Origin of the sequence: Lentzea sp. NPDC058450, assembly GCF_042721395.1 — a bacterium.
GTDB lineage: Bacteria > Actinomycetota > Actinomycetes > Mycobacteriales > Pseudonocardiaceae > Lentzea.
In genome coordinates this window covers 17,907-36,304 of record NZ_JBHXLO010000047.1, presented here as the reverse complement: position 1 = coordinate 36,304, position 18,398 = coordinate 17,907, and the positions used below count along the sequence as shown (strand labels likewise).

Below are 18,398 nucleotides of genomic sequence, written 5' to 3'. Positions count from 1 at the left end.
GCTCCTAGCTGGGCGTCACAGGAGATCGTCGGTGTCAACGCCGGCGTCTGCGGCCGGTCGCGACGGCGTGTGCTGAGGGGTGACTGGCTTGCCCCTCTTGCCCGCTGCGCCGGGCCTGCGTTTCGGGCCGGTGTCACGTGGCTTGCGTGGGACCCGTGCGGCTTTCGCCGGGCGTGCGTCCTGGTAAAGCAGCTCGACGTCCGTACCGATCGACACGGGTTTGCCGGGTTCGAGCATCACGCGCGCACCGTCCGGCGGGCGCAGTTCCGCTGCACCGCCGCCGGTGCGACGGAGCTCGTAGCCGGGTTCGTCCTGAGCGGCGTGGTTCAGCCGCAGTGAACCGCCCTCGTCGCGGACCGTGAACCGGAACACCGTGGCCGCGCGATCTCCGGCAGGCAGGTAACCGTCGCGCCCCTTGGTCGAGACGTGGACGCTCAGCCCTCGCACGTCGCGCTGACGTGCCCGCGTGCGCATCCTCACGAGCAGGTAGACGAGCAGCGCCACGAGCAGGACCGCGAGCGTGATCCACAGCCACAGCAGCTGCTGCACCAACGTCGGCGGATACGACACGGCGATAGTGAAGGGCATGGAGTGCCAGACGATCGTGGGGTCGTCGGCGTCGACCACCTGCAGAGTGCCGGAGTTGACGCCGATCGTCGTGTTGCTCGCGAACGTGAGCCGGTAGTCGAACTTCTCCTCACCGGACGGAGGCAGGTCGAACACGGCGGGCGACGCGGAGACGAGGGTGCCAGGCCCTGGATCCGCGATGACCAGCTTGACCTTGCGTGCCTGGCCGGAGTCGTTCGTGACGTTGAGGATCCCGGCCCGTGCCTCGCCGGGCGGGACGAACGGTGCCGTCTCCGTCAGCCGCGCCTGCGCGCGAACCGGCGGCCGCCCCTGGGCGAGTACGGCGGACTGCGTGCGCTCGTCGCCCTGGACGCCGAGACCGGACACGGCGCCGGTGAACTTGAGCGCACCGGTCGCACTCGCCGGTATGACCACTGTGCCGGTGTACTGGCCGTCGTTCGCCGTCGCGTCCGGCAGCTGCCCGTTGTCGGCGAGCGTGACCGGGATGGGGGCGAACCCTTCACCGCTCATCTGCGCGGTGAAGGTCAGCTGGGTGAGCGTCGCCGTGTCGACGATTGTGCTCTTGCGGGTCTGCAGCCGCACACCGACCGTCACCGGCTTGCCGACTTCGGGGGCGGGTGGGTCGACCGACAGCACCGCGCGGGCGGCCCCCTGCCAGATCACAGTGGTCCCGACGCTCTGCTGAGGAACGTCGCCGGGCGTGGTGATCTTGACGGTCCAGGTTCCCGGCAGCGGGTTCACCACCCGCAGGGCCTCGACCGGCCCGGACTCACCGCTCACCTGGAACTGCGAGTCGTCCAGCCGATCCGACTTCGGGACCGTGCGACCGTTGGGGTCGATGTACTCGATCTTGATCCGATTGTCCTGGCGGAATACCATGATCGAGCCGTCGGTCGCGATGAGCGGGATCTCGACGGGTGCGGTGACCGTGCCGCCCGGCTTGATCGGTGTTTCCACCACGGCCCCGCCGCCGAAGCAGCGGCTCGACCGGTACGCGTTGAGCAGCGACTGGCGCACGTCACCCGGCCCGTTGACGACCTTGGCCTCAGGCTTGGGCGAGTTCACGCCACAGGTGCGCTGTGAACCGCCCGCCGCGAAGAGGTCGAGCTGGGCACGGTCGACGTTGCCGAAGCCGAGCGGCCAGATCTGCACGCTCTTTTCGTTCGCTCTGGTGAGCTGCTTTCGCAGCTCTTCGCGGGCCGCCTCGTTGCGGCGGTCGGCCACGTTGTCCTTGCCGTAGATCGGACTGTCGCTGACGTTCAGATTGCCGTCTGTCAGGAGGAACACGACCTTGGCCTCGTCCTGAGGGGCCTGCTCCAGGTTGGTCAATGCCTGCCGCATGGCCGCAGCGTGATCGGTTCCGTCGCCCTGGTTCTGCTCGCGCTTGCGCAGCTTCTGCACGCAGTTCGTCAGGCTTTCCCGGTCCTGTGCGGACTTGACCTGTGTCGTCGGGCAGACCTGGTCCACCGGAGACTGTCCACCGTTGTCGCTGGCGAACCCGACGATGCTGATCGTGGAACCGGGGGAGAACTCGCCGACCGCGATCAGCGAGGCGGCTTCCTTCTCCCTGTCCATCGCGGTCTGGTCGATGCTCCCCGACTCGTCGACCAGCACGACCATGTGCACCGGGCGCACTTGCGGCTCGTCGTTCGCCGGTTGGCCGGCCGCGGACGCCGGGGTGAGTGAAGTGGCCACGACGCCAAGCACGCAGATCGGCCGCAGTAGCCGGTGGAAGAGACGAGTTCTACTACCGCTTCGGATGCTTCCCTGGGGTGTCAAGGCTCTGACCTCGATTGCCGTTCGTGGTATTCGGGCACGCGCGCAGCTCCGCTGCTTTGCGGCAGCGGCGAAGGGTGAAATGAAGTAGGCTGGAATTACCCGATGCGCGAGGACTATTTCGTCATAGTGGTTCTCTATGGGGTGGTGGATGCGGTTCGCTGACCGACTTATAGGCCGTCCGTGTTCTGCTGTTACTTGATGCAACCTCGTTCACTCATTCGGCGCAGGCGCACGCTCGAATGGCCAAATATTGGCCAGAATTCGCGCTGTCCTAGGGCGTGCCCCGGTGATGAGGAATATTCAGGAGGAGGTTTTCGCGGTTGCCGAGGCCTGGAGACACGAACTCGCTGACCGGTTCGACCTGCAAGACGAGCACTTCCGGGAGGCTGCCGCCAGCAGCTGCACTGTGCGCCGGGACGGTTCGGCACGTCTCACCGCGCGACGTCGCGTCACCTGATCGTGTTTTCGAATCCGGGGAGTCGCGTGCGGCGGCCGTCGTGTTCCGGCTGAGCCTCGGATCAGCGGCCGGGCGAGGGACGCGGGTTCAAATCCTGTCGTCCCGACGATTCTCTTTTGTGCCGTGTCCTGTTCCGACGGGCCGGGCGCGCCGCTCACGAACCCCCGGCCTGAGCGCCGGCGGTCTATTCGGACGAGAAGGACCGCTGCGAGCGAGCGGAATCGGTGGCGGGGCCGGCGTGCGGCACCACCACCCTTCGAGGTCAGAAGCCCGGGAACACCTTGCGCAGGTCGTCGAGGGTGAGGGTGCCCTCTACGGTGACGTCTGCGTCGTGGGGTGCCTTCAGGCGGCCGCTCGTCAGCCTGATGAACGCCTCGGCGGGGCCGTTGAACGTCGCGGACGGGGATTCGATGGCGTGGTCCACGACCGTCACGGCGTCGTCGATCACCAGTCCGGCGCCGGGCAGGGCCACTGAGACCGGGGTTGCCACCTCGGCGGGCTTTGCCAGGAAGCCCAGCAGGAATCCCATGGGGCCGGACAGGAGTTCCAGGAGGACCGTTGCCGATTCGGGGGCCACGCCGGCCTTCTCGTCGAAGGCGACTCGCACGTCCCACGAGTGGTTGGCCACCTCGTTGAGTCGCATGCCCAGGGCGGTCAGCAGGGGGACCGGTTCCGGCAGGAAGCCCAGGTCGACCAGCAGTTCGGAGCGTTGTTCGGGGGTCAGTGCCTCTACGGTCTCGATCCAGCGGGTGTTGTGCTCCAGGAAGCCCTCGGCCTGGGTTCGTGGTGCTGACGCGTCCCAGCGGGCCCAGATGGTCTGGTTCTCCTCTGCTTCGACGTTCTCGCCGGCTGCCCTGGCGATCGGGGCCAGGCCGATCTCCGCGCCGCTGCCCAGGTGGGACAGCGCCTGGGCGACGGTCCACTCCGAGGCGCCGCTGGCGGCTGCCAGCTGCTCGTCTGCGAGGTCCCGGACCAGCGCGGCGAGAGAGTCGTGTTCGGAGCGCAGCGCCGCGATCGTGCGGTCCACCAGTTGGGTCATGCCATGCGCAACTCGGCTTGGGGTGCTCGTATTCCGGTGATCTGGAGCTTCGTACATCGCTTGTGGGGGCCTGGGCGTTTCGTGGTGGGGGTGGCCACTTTTTGTCCGGTGATTCCGCCTAACGCTTTGCCTGGGACGAGCGATGAGAGGTCCGAACGGGCGAGTGGAGGCGGGGTGGGGGTGCGATGACTGCGATCTCTACTGGGCTCACCACGCATCCCGGGGTGGTGCGCGAGGTCAATGAGGACAACGCCATCGCCGGGCGGCGGGTTTTCGCCGTTGCGGACGGGGTTGGTGGGCACGCTGCCGGTGAGGTGGCCAGTGCGGTGGTTGTCGAGCGGCTTCGGGAGCTTGATCAGGTTGACGGGGTTGTGCCCGACGACGTTCGGGCTGCCCTTGCCGATGCTCGGCGTGCGTTGGTGGAGGCTGAGCACGGGGGGATGACGACGGCTGCTGGGATTGCTCTGGTGACGGTGTCCGAGCGGCCGCACTGGGTTGTTTTCAACATCGGCGACTCGCGGGTTTACCGGTTGGACGAGGCTCGGCTTGCGCAGCTCACCGTGGATCATTCTGAGGCCCAGGAGCTCGTTGACGCCGGGTTGCTGACCGAGGACGAGGCCAGGAGGTATCCGCGTCGCAACGTTGTCACGCGGGTTCTTGGGAACGACGGGGATGTCGGGCCGGACATGTGGTTGTTTCCGCCTTCTGCGGGTGAGAGGTTCTTGATCTGCACGGACGGGTTGACCAACGAGGTGCCGGACTCCGGGCTGGAAGAGGTGCTTCGGCGGCACGGTGGTGCTCGGGAGGCGGCGGCCGCGCTCGTGGAGCTCGCGGTGGCTTGTGGGGCTCGGGACAACGTCACCGCTGTGGTGGTCGACTACCCCGTGGTGGCGGAGGCCGCTGCTGCCGGTTGTGACACTGTGCCGCGGAGTCCGCGATGAGCGAAGTCAGCTACGTGCCGGGGAACTGGGTCGCTGTGGTGGGGGAGCACACGTGGCTCCTGCTGGCCGTGTCGGCCGAGGCCGATCTGGTGGGTCGGTGCTGGGAGCTGGTGCGGTCGGAGCAGGCCCTGGACGAGGTGCTCGCCACGATCATGCACGAGGGTTTTCGTGCGGTGAGCGGGTTTGTGCTCGTGCGGATCGCCGCGGACGAGAGGCGTGCGGTCGTGCGTGGCGCGGCACGGCTGGAGGTCTTCGGTGAGTCGGGGGCCGTCGAGGAGATCACCGCGGCGGGTGTCGGGACGTGGGTCGACCGCAATCTCGGTGCTGTGGCGGGACTTCGGATGGTCGCGGGACCGGGCGGGCCGGTGTTGCCGTTGCGGGGCGGGGTGGTGCTCGCGGGTGCGTTGGAGGTCGGCGTGACCGGTGCCGTCGCGCCTGTGCCGCAGCCCGAGCCGACGGCGGTCGTCGAACAGCCGGTGCTGGAGGTCGAGCACACCGTTGTGCAGCAACGGGAACCGGTGGTCGTGCGCGAGCAGGTGGTACCGCAGCCGCAACCGCAGCCGCAGGTCGTGCGGCAGACGGGCGTGATCGAGTCGCTCGACTGGGCTCCTCGGGCCGTCCAGGTCGAGCCGGTGCGGCACGTCGAGGTGGTGACCGAGACCCAGTTGCGCACCAGCGATCTTTCGCCCGACCACACGCGGATGATGCACGGCGGCAGGGCTTCCGGGACGCGGATGGCTCGGGCGAAGAAGTGTCTCGACGGGCACCTCAGCTCGGAGCACGCCACGTACTGCCGGGTGTGCGAAGGGCCGTTGCCCGACCAGATCGCCGCCATGATGCCGGTCCCGGTGCTCGGGGTGCTGCGACTGTCCAACGGGGACACTATCCCGCTCGACCGCAACGTCGTGATGGGGCGCGATCCCCACGGGGACCGGGCGAGCGTGTACCTCGTGCAGGTCGGCGAGGAGATGGGGACGGAGATCTCGCGCACGCACGTGGAGGTCCGGCTGGAGAACTGGGACGTCCTCGTGTGCGACCTCGGCTCGATGAACGGCACCAGCGTCTCGCGGTCCGGTGGGCCGCCGGAGAAGCTCGCCGCGCACATCCCCGGGCTCCTCTACCCCGGCACCCGCGTGATGCTCGGTGACCAGTTCTTCTTCACCTTCGAGGTGAACGGATGAGCACGGCGCCGCCGCGGATCCCCAACTACGAGTACCGCGCCGACATCGGCGGCGGCGGTTTCGCCGTGGTGTACCGCTACTTCCAGCCCGGTCTCAAGCGCGATGTGGCCGTGAAGACGCCCAGGGACGCAGGGTTGTCCCGGGAGGTGCGCGAGCAGTTCATCGCCGAGGGCGAGTCGATGGCGGAGCTCGGCAGCCACGAGAACGTCGTCTCCGTGTACGACACCGGGACCACGGCCGACGGGCGGCCGTACCTGATCATGGAGTACTGCCCCGGCGGCGACCTCGCCGGAGGAACGCCGCTGCCGGTCGAGAAGGTGCTCGACATCGGGGTGCAGATCGCGAGCGCGGTGCAGACCGCCCACGAGCTCAAGATCCAGCACCGCGACATCAAGCCCGCCAACGTCCTCGTCAACAAGCACGGCAAGCCGTGTCTCACCGACTTCGGCATCGCCGGCCGGTTCACCGAGGAACGCGGGGACGGGCAGCTGGCGTTGTCCCCGCCGTGGTCGGCGCCGGAACTGTTGCGCGGCACCGCGGGGCACGGCGTGCCGACCGAAGTGTTCTCGCTGGGCGCCACGCTCTGGCACCTCATCGCGGGACATTCGCCTTTCATGCCACCGGGAGCGGACAACTCCCCGGCGATGGTCGAACAGCGGATCGTGTCCGGCTGGCGGCCCACGGCCCTGTCGGCGCCGGACGACCTGCGCAGGCTGCTGCTCACCACCATGGCGGGGGAACCTTCGGACCGGACGCCCACGGTGCAGGCGCTGATCAACGAACTGCGGAGAATCCAGAAGGCGCAACGGTTCGGCGAGACCCAGTACGTGCGCAGACCGGCGCCGGAGAGCCCCGCGCCGTCGTTCGTGATGCCACCGCAGAAGGTCGCCCCGCCGACGTTGCGCAAGCCGGTCCAGGCCCCGCCCTCGGTGCACACGGCCCCGCGTCCACAGCGGACCGCGCCGGACACGGTGCTGCGCAAGGAATCCCCGGCGACGGCTTATCGGGAACCCCCACCGGTCGCCGAGCCGTCACCGCGGCCCGAACCACAGGTCCGCGTGCGCTGGCCGCACTACGCGATCGGCGCGGCGGTGGCGGTGGCGATCGTCGGCGTGGGCGTGTTCCTGGTGCCGGGACAGGAGTCCCCGGCCGGGGGAGCGGTGGTGACGACCGCCCAGGACGACGAGTCCGACCAGTCCGCCGGCGCGGGCGACGCTCCACCGGGCAGGCCGGCGATCACCGCGACGAGACTGGACGACAGGTCAGTCCGATTCGCTTGGAATTACTCAGCTCAGCAGGCGACGGACACGTTCTCGTGGCGCACCCCGGACGGCGCCCGCACGGGCGTGGAGGAGAAGCCCGAGGTGGTGGTCGAGGGCGCGAAACCCTTGTGCCTCCAGGTCAAGGTCGTGCGCAAGGACGGCGGCAACGCCACCGCGGAGTGGTCCCAGGAGACCTGCGCCTGATTTTCTCGGCATTCGAGTGAATGCTGCAACGAATTCGAGGATCGGCCCGATAGGCGGTTGACGGAACCGCAGGCGTGCACGCGCGACCTCAGCGAGGGGAAAAGTGGGATTCATCAGAAAGCACCGGACCACGATCGCCTCCGGAATGGTGCTCGTTCTCGCTGCCGCCTCGCTCGTCGCGTACGCCTTCACGTCGACCGGAAACCCCGTCCGCCAGGTCGACCTGAACGACGGCGGGGTGTGGGTCACCAGTGACCGCGACGGCTTGTTCGGGCGGCTGAACAAACCGGTCGGCTCGCTCGACGCCGCGTTCAACCCGCCCGGCGGAGCCCAGCGCACCTACCAGCTCGACGTCGTGCAGGACGCCGCCGCGGTGGTTGCGCGGGACCGGGCGGGCGGCAAGCTCTACCCCGTCGACGTCTCCCGCGCGATCACGCTCGGTGACCACGGAGCGGTGCTGCCCAGCGGCGGTCAGGTCGCGCTCGCGGGCGGCACGCTCGCCGTGCTCGACCCCGGCGCGGGCAAGGTGTGGGCGACCAGGGTCGACGTCGAGGCGGGCGTGAGCGCGCTCGACCAGGTGAGCCCGGAGTCCCCGCCGCTCGCCACCCTCGACTCGGCCGACACCGCCGCGCTCGCCGTCGGCCTGGACGGCGCGGTGCACGCCGTCTCCGCCAACGGCCGCACGGTGACGATCACACCGGCCGACACCGGGTTCGCCGAACCCGCCTACGACAAGCTCGCGACCAGCCCGAAAGCGCCGAAGATCGCCGCGGTCGGCAGCGTCGCCGTCGTGCTCGACGCCGAGTCCGGCACCCTCCACCTCCCCGAAGGCCGCACGGTCCAGGCCGGCCGCGAGGCCGTGCTCCAGCAGTCCGGCCCGGACGCGGCCGCGGTCGTCGTGGCGACCAAGGGCGAGCTCAAGGCGTTCGACCTCGACGGCGACGGCACCGCGACCCTGCACGAGGGCGTGGACGGCGCCCCGGCCGAACCGGTGCGGCTCGGCGACTGCGTGCACGCCGCCTGGGCGGGCGCGTCCGGCGGCTACTTCCGTTCGTGCGGCGGCCAGAAGGCGTCGCCCGGCAACCTCAAGGACGCGAAGGCCCTGGTCCAGCCGGTGTTCCGGATGAACCGCAGGGCGATCGTGCTGAACGACCTCGCCACCGGCGCGGTCTGGGACCTCACCACCCAGGACAAGGTCGACGACTGGCAGTCCGTGCGGCCCCCGCCCGAGCAGAACCCCAGCGACAAGGACAAGAACGAGAACACCACCGAGTCCGCGAAGGACAAGCCGCCGAAAGCCACCGACGACACGCTTGGCGCCCGGCCGGGACGCACCACGGTCCTGCACGTCCTCGACAACGACTCCGACCCCGCCGGGAACATCCTGTCCGTCACGGCGGTGAGCGACCTCGACCGCAAGGACGTCACGCTCGCCATCGCGCCGGACGGCCAGACCGTCGAGGTGACGCTGCCCGAGCAGGCCCAGGACGCGCACTTCAAGTACACGGTCGACGACGGCAAGGGCCTCAACGCCACGGCCGCGGTCACCGTGCAGGTGCGCACCGGCACGCAGAACGAACCCCCGGCGGTGCGCAAGGGCGCGGTCCCGCACGAGTGGTCGGTCGCGTCCGGCGGCCGCCTCACGCTGCCGGTGCTCGCCGACTGGCGCGACTTCGACGGGGACCCGGTCGTGCTCATCGAGGCCGAGGCCAAGGCCGGTGCCGCGACCACCACGAACACCGGGTTCGTCGAGTACGCCGCGCCCGTCGAGGCAGGTCAACAACCGGTTGGTTACAAGGTCACCGATGGCATCGCGGACCCGGTCGCGGGCAGCGAGACCGTGCGCGTGCTCGACCCGGCGGCGCCCACCGCGTTGCCGCCGATCGCCCGCCCGGACGTCGCACGCGGCCAGGTCGGCACGCCCGTGCTGATCCGCCCGCTGGAGAACGACCTTCCCGGCGCCGACCCCGTCGACCCCGCCGCCGAGCTCAGGCTCGCCGCCGACGTGGCCCCGCTGGCCGGCGCCACGATCACCACCGACACCAAGACCGGCCTGGTCACGGTCACCGCCACCAAGCCCGGCACGTTCCCGCTCGAGTACACCGCCGCGTTCGGCAACGCGCCGTTCGCGAAGGGCGCCATCCGCGTCGACGTCACCGCCGCCCCCGACTCACCGCTGCCGCCGGTCGCGATGCCGGACAACGCCGTGGTGCGCGGCCAGGAACCGGTCGTCGCCGACGTGCTCGCCAACGACTTCAGCCCGGCCGGGTCGGTGCTCGGCGTGCAGCACGCGGAGAGCGCGTCCGGTCAGCTGGAGGTCGCCGTCGTCAAGGGCAGGTGGCTGCGGATCAGCGCGACCGCGCCCGTTCTCGACCGCAACCCGCAGGTCGTGCGCTACACCGTGACGGACGGCGTGACCGGTCCCGTCACCGGCGAGGTCACCGTGACCCAGCTGCCGCCGCCGGCCGACGACACCCCGGTGCCAAAGGACGACCGCGCGGCCGCCCGCGCCGGTGACTCGACCACGATCCCGGTGCTGGACAACGACATCTCCCCGGCCGGGGCGCCGCTCACCCTGCAGTCCAACGTGCAGGGCGCGCCCGGCACCGGCCGGCTCACCGTGACCTCGCGCGACGGCCGCCAGGACCCCGGCACCGCCTACGTCTCCGGCTCGGTCGTCCGCTACGTCGCTCCCGGCGCCACCGACACCCCGTTCGTCGCCGAGATCTCCTACGTGGCGCAGAACCCGGACGGCGACCAGGCCGTCGGCCGCGCGCACGTCACGGTCAACCCGGCGCCGAGCCCCGCCAACCCGAACCAGCCGCCGGCGCCGGAACCCGTCGAGGTGCGGGCCGTCGCGGGCGACCGGGTCACGATCACCGTTCCGTCGAGCGGGGCCGACCCGGACGGCGACTCGGTCGCGGTCACCGGGATCGCCTCTGCGCCCACGCTCGGCCGGGTCGTCGGGATCGCCAGCACCTCCCTCACCTACGAGGCGTTCCCGACCTCCAACGGCACGGACACGTTCGGGTTCGTCGTCACCGACGCCTTCGGCCGCGAGGGCGAGTCGCTGATCCGCGTGGCCGTGGTGCCGCCGGGAGATCCGCAGCCGCCGGTCGCCGTCGACGACGTCGTGACCGCCGCACCGGGTGCGCGGCTCGCGGTGAACGTGCTTGCGAACGACGTCCAGGCGCCGGGCGACACCGTCGTCGTGGAGCCGCTGGCGGACCGCAACCCCGGCCTGCCCGGTGACGTGCGGCAGAACCAGGGCCAGATCGACCTGACCGCACCGGACCTGACCGGAAAACCGCTGGTCATCACCTACAGCATCACGAACGGGCTGGGCCAGCCGTCCCTCGCGACGCTGACCGTGCGCAGCCGCGACGACTACCGGATCCCGCCGATCGCGGGCGAGCTGTTCCCCGTCGTGAAGAAGGAGGACAGCACCGTCGAGGTCGACCTCGAACCCGTGCTCGGCGACCCGGACGGCGCGAAGGAGAAGCTGGAGATCGGCAAGGTCTTCCACGACCAGGCCAAGACGTCCGGGTTCAAGGTCACCGTGCCCGTCGGCGACCACCCCCGCACCATCGTTTACGAGGTCAAGGACGAGTCCGGCGCGACCGCCGCGGGCCTGATCCACGTGCCGTCGAAGGGCACCGGAGCGCCGCGGGCCATCCCGGACAAGCTGATCACCGTGCCCGCCGACGGCTCGGTCGCCGTGCAGGTCAAGGACTACGTCGAGGTGCCGTCCGGCAAGCAGCCGAAGCTGACGACCGTCGACAAGGTGACCGCCGCGCCCGCCTCCGGGCTGGAGGTCCGCAACGAGGGCGACACCGGGCTCGTGCTGACCGCGCGCGGCGGCTACACCGGGCCCGCCGCGGTGACGTTCCAGGTCACCGACGGCAGCTCGCTGACCGATCCCGAGGGCAGGTTCGCCCTGATCACGGTGCCCGTGCAGGTCGGTCCGGACACGCCGGTGCTGCGCTGTCCGCCGTCCGCGCTGCGGGTCGTCGAGGGCGGGCTGCCGGTCAAGATCGACGTCACCTCCGTGTGCCACGTGTGGGTCGCGGACCGCGCGAAGCTCGGCGAGGTCCGCTACACGGCGGCCTGGGCCGTGCAACCGGACGGCGTCACGCTCGACGGCTCCGGCGAACGCACGCTGACCGTCACGGCGGCGGGTGGCGCGAAGCCCGGTTCGACCGGGTCGATCGAGGTCGGCGCGGGCGACGGGCCCAAGGGCAAGATCGCGGTCGAGGTCACCGCCGCGCCCCCGCCCTCGGTCACGCCGGTGACGCTCGACGGCGTGAAGGCCGGCGACATCGCCACCGTCGACCTCGTCTCGTACGTGCGTTCGCAACTGCGCGACCCGAAGGTCACCGTCGTCTCGGTCAATCAGGCGGGCGGCGCCGGGGCGAGCGCCACCAGTGACGGGTCGACCGTGCGGATCACCCCGAACGGCGACGCGCACGGGGCGATCGACTTCAACGTCGTCGTGACCGACGTGGCCGACACCGCGCGCGACGACCGCAAGGTCACCGGCCGGATCCGGCTGAACGTGCTCGGCGTGCCCGACGCCCCCGGCGTTCCCGCGCCGGGCCGGACGGTGCTGAGCAAGGTCGTCGAGCTGTCCTGGAGCGCGCCGTCCGGCAACGGCGCCCCGATCGACTCCTACGAGGTCGACTACGGCGGCGGCAAGCAGGTCTGCCCCGGTTCGCCGTGCACGATCACCGGGCTGTCGAACGGCACCGACTACACGTTCACCGTGCGCGCGCACAACCTCGTCGGCTGGGGCAAGCCCAGTGGCGGGTCCACGCCCGCACAGCCGAACACGGTGCCAGGAGCGGTGTCCGGGCTGAGCACGTCCACGCCGCGTGACGGCTCGTTGCAGCTGAGCTGGACCGCTGCTGCGAACGAGGGCACGCCCGTGTTGCGCCATGAGATCTCGTGGTCCGGTGGCGGTCGCACGACCGCACCCGGTGGCGCCACGAACGTGACCGCGACCGGCCTCGACAACAACGCCCGGACCGTCTTCACCGTGATCGCCGTCAACTCGCAGGGCCCCGGCCCGGCGGTCACCGTCGAAGGGCAGTCGGCGGGTGCTCCCGACGCTCCCGGGGCGCCGTCGTTCACCGCGACCAACGCGGCGAACGCGCAGACCCGTGCCGTGACGGTGTCGTGGGGCGCGGTCGGGGCGAACGGTCCCGGCCCGACCAGCTACACGCTCACCCGCACCGGCGGCGGCACCAAGACCGTGTGCTCGAAGGTCACCGCCACGACCTGCCTCGACGACGGCCTGCAGAACGACGGCACGATCTACAGCTACACCGTCGTCGCCGCGAACGCCGCCGCCGAGTCCGAGCCCGCGGGCCACACCTCGCCCGCCAGCGCGCCCGCGCAGATGGAGGCGACGGCGACGCCGGACCCGATCACCGGGTTCACCGCGACGCCCACCGGGTCGGACGGCCAGGCGACGCTGCGCTTCGACGCACCCGCCTCGCACGGCAAGTCCAACACCGTCAGCTGCACGTGGTCCGGCGGCTCGTGCGGGACGTGGACCTACCCGACGGGCGGGCAGGCTGGTGCGACGCAGACGATCAACGGCCTGCCGAACGGGCAGCCGGTGACCATCAACCTCCAGGCGTGCAACGGCAGTGGTGGTGGTGCGTACGCCGGCAACCCCTGCAACAGCGCGGTGTCCGCGGGCGTGACGACGTACGGGCCGATGCGCGACCTCGCCCTGAACACGTCCGCCAACAACACGGTGGTCAACTTCTCGGTCTCGGTCAATCCGAACGGCAAGCCCGCGACCGTGCAGGTGACGACGAGCCACGGCTTCAACCAGACGTTCACGACCGGCGTCGGCGGATGGAGCTGGTCGGGCAGCCAGGACGTCGGCCACTCACAGAACGTGACGGTCAGCGTGACGGTGTCCGACGCGGGACGGCCGTCGCTGAACCAGTCCCGGCAGCAGGCGACACCGCCGCCACCACCGACGGTGACCGTCTCGAAGGGGGCGAAGTGTCCTGCCGGAGGCTGTGTCGGCACGGTGGGTTCTTGCAGTTCGTCTGAGTGCGCCTACATCGTTGTGCAAACAGCGAATTTCCCGGGGAACGTGCGGTGCAGTTTCAGCAGCAGTGCCGGCGGTGGGTTCTTCGATGAGAACTTCGGTCCGAACGAACGCAGGCAGACCAGGAATTTCTTCGGGTTCAAGGGAAGTACGGTCACCGCCACTTGTGGTGGTGTGTCGGGATCAATCGTCTGGTGACGTGCGAAACAGCGAGGGAAAGAAAATGACCGCCACTCCTGAACAGGCTCGGCTGTTCGCGCAGACCTTCGAACAGATGGTCCTGAACATCTCGCGCGCCATTTCCGGCAAGGAGCACGTGATCCGTCTCGCGCTCACCTGCCTGCTCTCCGACGGCCACCTGCTGCTGGAGGACTACCCCGGCACGGGCAAGACCTCGCTCGCCAAGGCGCTCGCGAACACCGTGCAGGGCAAGAGCACCCGCATCCAGTTCACCCCGGACCTGCTGCCGTCGGACGTGACCGGCGTGCAGATCTACAACCAGCAGCTCGGCAGCTTCCGCTTCCACCCCGGCCCGATCTTCGGCTCGATCGTGCTGGCGGACGAGATCAACCGCGCGTCGCCGAAGACGCAGTCCGCCCTGCTGCAGGTGATGGAGGAGGGCCGGATCACCGTCGACGGCGAGACCCACCAGGTGGGGTCGCCGTTCATGGTGATCGCGACGCAGAACCCGATCGAGCAGGCGGGCACGTACCGGTTGCCGGAGGCGCAGCTCGACCGGTTCCTGATGAAGACCAGTGTTGGCTACCCCGATCACAACGCGACGGTGGCGTTGCTCGCGGACGCGGCCACGCGGGACCGGTCGGCGAACGTGCCGCCCGCCATCGCGGCGAACGCGGTGGCGCAGCTGACCGCGCTGGCGGACCAGGTGCACGTCGACCCGGCGGTGCTCGGGTACGTCAGCCGGATCGCGGAGGCGTCGCGGTCGCATCCGGCGGTGCGGCTGGGCGTCTCGGTGCGCGGCTGTCTCGCGTACGTGCGGTGCGCGAAGACGTGGGCGCTGGCGCAGGGCCGCAGTCTCGTGGTGCCCGACGACATCCAGGAGCTCGCGCATCCCGTGCTGGGCCACCGGATCCTGCTGCACCCCGAGGCTCAGTTCGACGGCGCGACGGTGGAGAAGGTGATCGACTCGCTGTTCGCGGACATCGAGCCGCCCGTGCGGCGAGGTGCCTGACGTGGGGCGGTTGCTGGAGGCGATCTCGCCGTCCGGCCGGCTCCTCGGCGTGACGGCGGCGGGGACGTGGGTCCTCGGCGCGGTGCTCGGCTGGGACGAGTTCGTGCTGCTCGGCGCCACCGGTGTCCTGCTGCTCGGGCTGGCCTGCGCGCTCACGCTGGGGCGCGGGGCGGTGCGGGTCCGCGTCGACGTCGCGCGGCGCCGGCTGCGGGCCGACGAGTCCGTCGCGTGCTCGGTCGAGGTCGAGCACCACGGCCGGAGGTCGTTGTTCGCGCCCGAGGTCGAGCTGCCGATCGGCGAGGACCGCGTCGAGGTGTTCGACCGGGGCCGGGAGATCGAGATCGCCGGGGTGCGGCGCGGTGTGATCGCGGTCGGCCCGGCGGTGACGGTGCGCGGCGACCCGCTCGGGCTGGTGCGGCGGACCGTCGGCATGACGGACGTCGTCGAGCTGTTCGTGCACCCGGTGACCGTGCCGCTGGAGCCGCTCGGCACCGGCCTGCTGCGCGACCTCGAAGGCTGCACCACCAACGACGTCTCGATGAGCGACCTCGCCTTCCACGCGCTGCGCGAGTACGCGCCGGGGGACGACCGCAGGCACATCCACTGGCGTTCCACGGCGAAGCTGGCTTCGTCCACTCAGGACGGACGGTTCCTGGTGCGGCAGTACCTCGACACGCGGCGCGCGCACATCGCCGTGATCGTCGACGGCGCGCAACAGTCCTATTCGGACCCCGAGGTCTTCGAGACCGCGCTGTCCGCCGGTGCTTCCGTGGTGGCCCGCGCCGCGCTCGACGAGATCGACACCACCGTCGTCGCGGGAGGCCACCTCTCTGGCCGAAAGGGCGGGCACGTGCTGGACGTGTTCGCACGGGCGGAGCTCGGCGGCCAGAGCCTCGCGCAGGCCGCCACCCGCGCGGTGGCCGCCGCGCCGGACGCCACCCTGGTCGTCCTCGTCACCGGCGCGCGGCACGGGTACGCGGACCTGCGGGTCGCGGCGTCCGCGTTCTCACCGGAGGTGCGCAAGGTCGTGCTGCGGGTGGATCCGGACGAGCGCACCACGCGGTCGGCGAGCACCTCCTTCACCGTGCTCACGTTGCGGCGGCTCGCGGACCTGCCGGGGCTGCTCGCGGGAGGGACCCTGCAGTGACCAGACTCGTACCCGGCCGCGACGACCTCGCCGACGCCGCGTTCCTCACCGCGTTGTTCGTGGTGGCGCTGCTGGGTTTCCACGGCACCTACAGCGACTGGGGCTTCCTGCTCGTGGGCTGCGCCGGTCTGCTGCTCGGCGTCGTGTCCGGGCACGTGGCGTCGGTGTTGCGCCGGCCGATGATCGCCGTCGCGGTGATGACGGTCGCGGTGTTCTTCCTGCTGGGCGGGGCGGTCGCGATGCGCGGCAGCGGCGCGGTGCCGACCCCCGCCACGATGTCGGACCTGGCCGGTCTCGGCGTGCACGGCTGGAAGCAGCTGCTCACCACGCTGCCCCCGGTCGACGGCACCGGCCCGCTGCTGGTGCTCCCGTACATCCTCGGTCTGCTGTGCGGCGCGGGCGGGTTCACGCTGGCGCGCCGGGTGTCGCTCAGCGCGGCCCCGGCCGGCGCGCCGCTCGCCGTGCTGGTCGTGGTGATCCTGCTCGGCACCGGCGAGGCGACCGGACTGCTGGGCGCGTTGTTCGCCGCGATCGGCACGGGATGGACTGCGGTCCGCGCGGCCCGGCGGCGCACTGGAGCGCGGGTGAGCGGAGTCCGCGTGACGCGGGCCGTGACCGCCGTGGCGCTCGCGGGAGTGGCGGCGGGGCTGGTGCTGCTGGTCTCGCCAGCGTTGCCCGGCACCGGCAGCGCGGACCGGCTGGTGCTGCGCAACTACGTCGAGCCTCCGTTCGAGGTCGGCGCCTACGCGAGCCCGCTCGTCGGGTACCGCAAGCACACCAAGGACGCCAACCAGCTGTGGGACCAGACGCTCTTCACCGTCGAGGGCCTGCCGGAGGGCGGACGGGTCCGGATCGCGACGCTCGACGGCTACGACGGCCGGGTGTGGGGCGCGACCAACGACCCGTCCGGCGCGGCGGGGCCGTTGCAGCGCAACAACTTCCAACGGATCGGCGTGCGGATCCCGGTCGCCGGAACCGGCGCGGAGGCGGACGTCACGGTCCGGATCGAGGCGGCCTACGCGACGGCGGACGAGCTGAGCGCGTGGCTGCCGACCGCCGGGCAGGCGCGGGAGATCGCGTTCGACGGCGAGCGGAAGGCCGGGCACACCGAGAGCCTGCGCTACAACCTCGCGACGGCGTCGGGCATCGTCGCCGACCGCCTGAAGGAGGGGGACACCTACCGGTTGCGGACCGTGCTCCCCGCGGCCGGGGTCCCGGACGACGCGCAGCCGTTCGGACGGCCCTCGGTGCGCACCGGCGACCTCGCGTTCGTGCGCAGCAAGGTCGCGAAGTGGACCGGTGGTGCGACGACGATCGCCGAACGGCTGAAGGCGGCCGCCACGTACCTGCGCGACAACGGCGCCTACACCGACGGCGGTCCGGGGGAGACCGAGTACCTGCCGGGGCACAGCGCGGCGAGGCTGACGGCGTTCTTCAACGCCAAGCGACCCGCGGGCAACGACGAGCAGTACGCCGCCGCGTACGCGTTGGTGGCCAACGAGATCGGCATGCCGGCGCGGGTAGTGCTGGGTGCCGTGCCCGGTTCCGGTGGCGTGGTGCGCGGCGAGAACGTCCAGGCGTGGGTGGAGATCCACCTCGCGGACGGGACCTGGGCCGCCATCCCGAACACCGAGTACATGCCCGACCGCTCGAAGAAGCCGGATCACCAGCCACCGCAGGAGATCGAGAACACCGACGCCGCCGTGGTGCCGCCGCCGAACACGGTGAAGATGCCGAGCTCGCTCGTCGACGCCAGCCGCACCGACGTCAACGGGATCACCACGCCGCCGATCGCCCCGCCGTTCTTCCCGTTGTGGCTGAGGGAACTCCTCGCCGACGTCGGCACGGTCGTGCTCCCGGTCCTCGCGCTGGTCGGCCTCGTCGTCGGCGCGAAGACCACCCGGCGGCACCGGCGGCGGACGCGCGGCAGCACCCCGACGCGGTTCGCCACGGGCTGGCGCGAGCTCGTGGACCACGCGCGCGACCTGGGGGCGACCGTGCCGCGCGGGCTGACCAGGCGGCAGGAGGCGACGAGGCTGCAGGAGCGGTTCGACCTGCGGGGACTCGCCGCCGCCGCGGACGCCCAGGTGTTCGGCCCCGGCACGCCGGACCAGGCCGCGGTGGACGCGTACTGGGCGGCCGTGCGGGAGGCCAGGAGCCGGATGCGGGCGTCGGTGCCGTGGTGGCGGCGCTGGCTCGCCGCCGTGGACGTGCGGACGTTCCTGCCCGTGCGGTCGAGGTGACCGGGAAGCGCCACGGCTTCGAGGTCGTGCACGAACGCGTCGCGTGGGTGCGGAAGTTCTGAATGGACAGTCAGGAGAGGCGGGGCCGGACCGTCGCGGCGCCGACCGTCGCGGACCGGCTGAGACACCGCTGGTGACTCTGCCGAGAGGGTTCGGCAGCGCGGTCAGCGCAGGCCGGTCAGGTGTCAAAGGGTGGAAAGGCCGCTGGTAACGGTCCCAAAACGCGGAACGGCTGGCATCATGGCCGGAGCGTCGTCGCCCGCAAGGGAGGTGTGGTGGGCGGCGCGGTAGACAAACT

Annotated in this window: 9 protein-coding genes; 7 read left to right on the top strand and 2 right to left on the bottom strand. The window is 70.9% G+C overall.

Features of this window, described 5'->3' with window-relative positions; all coding sequences use genetic code 11:
* Nucleotides 1-15: 15 nt before the first annotated feature.
* Together ACFWNN_RS42485 and ACFWNN_RS42480 are read right to left on the bottom strand one after the other, a co-directional pair.
* Nucleotides 16-2,367: a VWA domain-containing protein gene (locus ACFWNN_RS42485; RefSeq protein WP_382445662.1), complete on the bottom strand. Its 2,352-nt coding sequence runs from the start codon at nucleotides 2,365-2,367 to the stop codon at nucleotides 16-18.
* 719 nt (nucleotides 2,368-3,086) lie between these two features.
* On the bottom strand, nucleotides 3,087-3,863 hold the full coding sequence (locus ACFWNN_RS42480; RefSeq protein WP_382445661.1) for a maleylpyruvate isomerase family mycothiol-dependent enzyme: 777 nt from the start codon (nucleotides 3,861-3,863) through the stop codon (nucleotides 3,087-3,089).
* 185 nt (nucleotides 3,864-4,048) lie between these two features.
* Here ACFWNN_RS42480 and ACFWNN_RS42475 point away from each other — a divergent pair, with 185 nt between their 5' ends.
* From ACFWNN_RS42475 to ACFWNN_RS42445, 7 genes are all read left to right on the top strand, one after another.
* Entirely contained in the window at nucleotides 4,049-4,804 is a 756-nt protein-coding gene (locus ACFWNN_RS42475) for a PP2C family protein-serine/threonine phosphatase (RefSeq protein ID WP_382445660.1), read from the top strand.
* Nucleotides 4,801-5,985, top strand: a complete 1,185-nt coding sequence (locus tag ACFWNN_RS42470; RefSeq protein WP_382445659.1) for an FHA domain-containing protein — start codon at nucleotides 4,801-4,803, stop codon at nucleotides 5,983-5,985. Before ACFWNN_RS42475 ends, ACFWNN_RS42470 begins: the two co-directional genes overlap by 4 nt.
* On the top strand, nucleotides 5,982-7,451 hold the full coding sequence (locus ACFWNN_RS42465) for a protein kinase (RefSeq protein ID WP_382445658.1): 1,470 nt from the start codon (nucleotides 5,982-5,984) through the stop codon (nucleotides 7,449-7,451). Before ACFWNN_RS42470 ends, ACFWNN_RS42465 begins: the two co-directional genes overlap by 4 nt.
* Before the next feature lie 103 nt (nucleotides 7,452-7,554).
* Nucleotides 7,555-13,716 carry an Ig-like domain-containing protein gene (locus tag ACFWNN_RS42460; RefSeq protein WP_382445657.1) on the top strand — a complete coding sequence of 2,054 codons (6,162 nt, stop codon included), beginning with the start codon at nucleotides 7,555-7,557 and terminating at the stop codon, nucleotides 13,714-13,716.
* Nucleotides 13,717-13,741: 25 nt separating this feature from the next.
* Nucleotides 13,742-14,710 (top strand): AAA family ATPase, encoded by a 969-nt coding sequence (locus ACFWNN_RS42455; protein ID WP_382445656.1) that lies wholly within the window; start codon nucleotides 13,742-13,744, stop codon nucleotides 14,708-14,710.
* A gap of 1 nt (nucleotide 14,711) precedes the next feature.
* A complete protein-coding gene (locus ACFWNN_RS42450; RefSeq protein WP_382445655.1) occupies nucleotides 14,712-15,857 on the top strand; it encodes a DUF58 domain-containing protein in 1,146 nt (381 codons plus the stop codon).
* Nucleotides 15,854-18,100 carry a transglutaminase-like domain-containing protein gene (locus ACFWNN_RS42445; RefSeq protein ID WP_382445654.1) on the top strand — a complete coding sequence of 749 codons (2,247 nt, stop codon included), beginning with the start codon at nucleotides 15,854-15,856 and terminating at the stop codon, nucleotides 18,098-18,100. The genes ACFWNN_RS42450 and ACFWNN_RS42445 overlap by 4 nt, the downstream gene beginning before the upstream one ends.
* The last annotated feature ends 298 nt before the right edge of the window (nucleotides 18,101-18,398 follow it).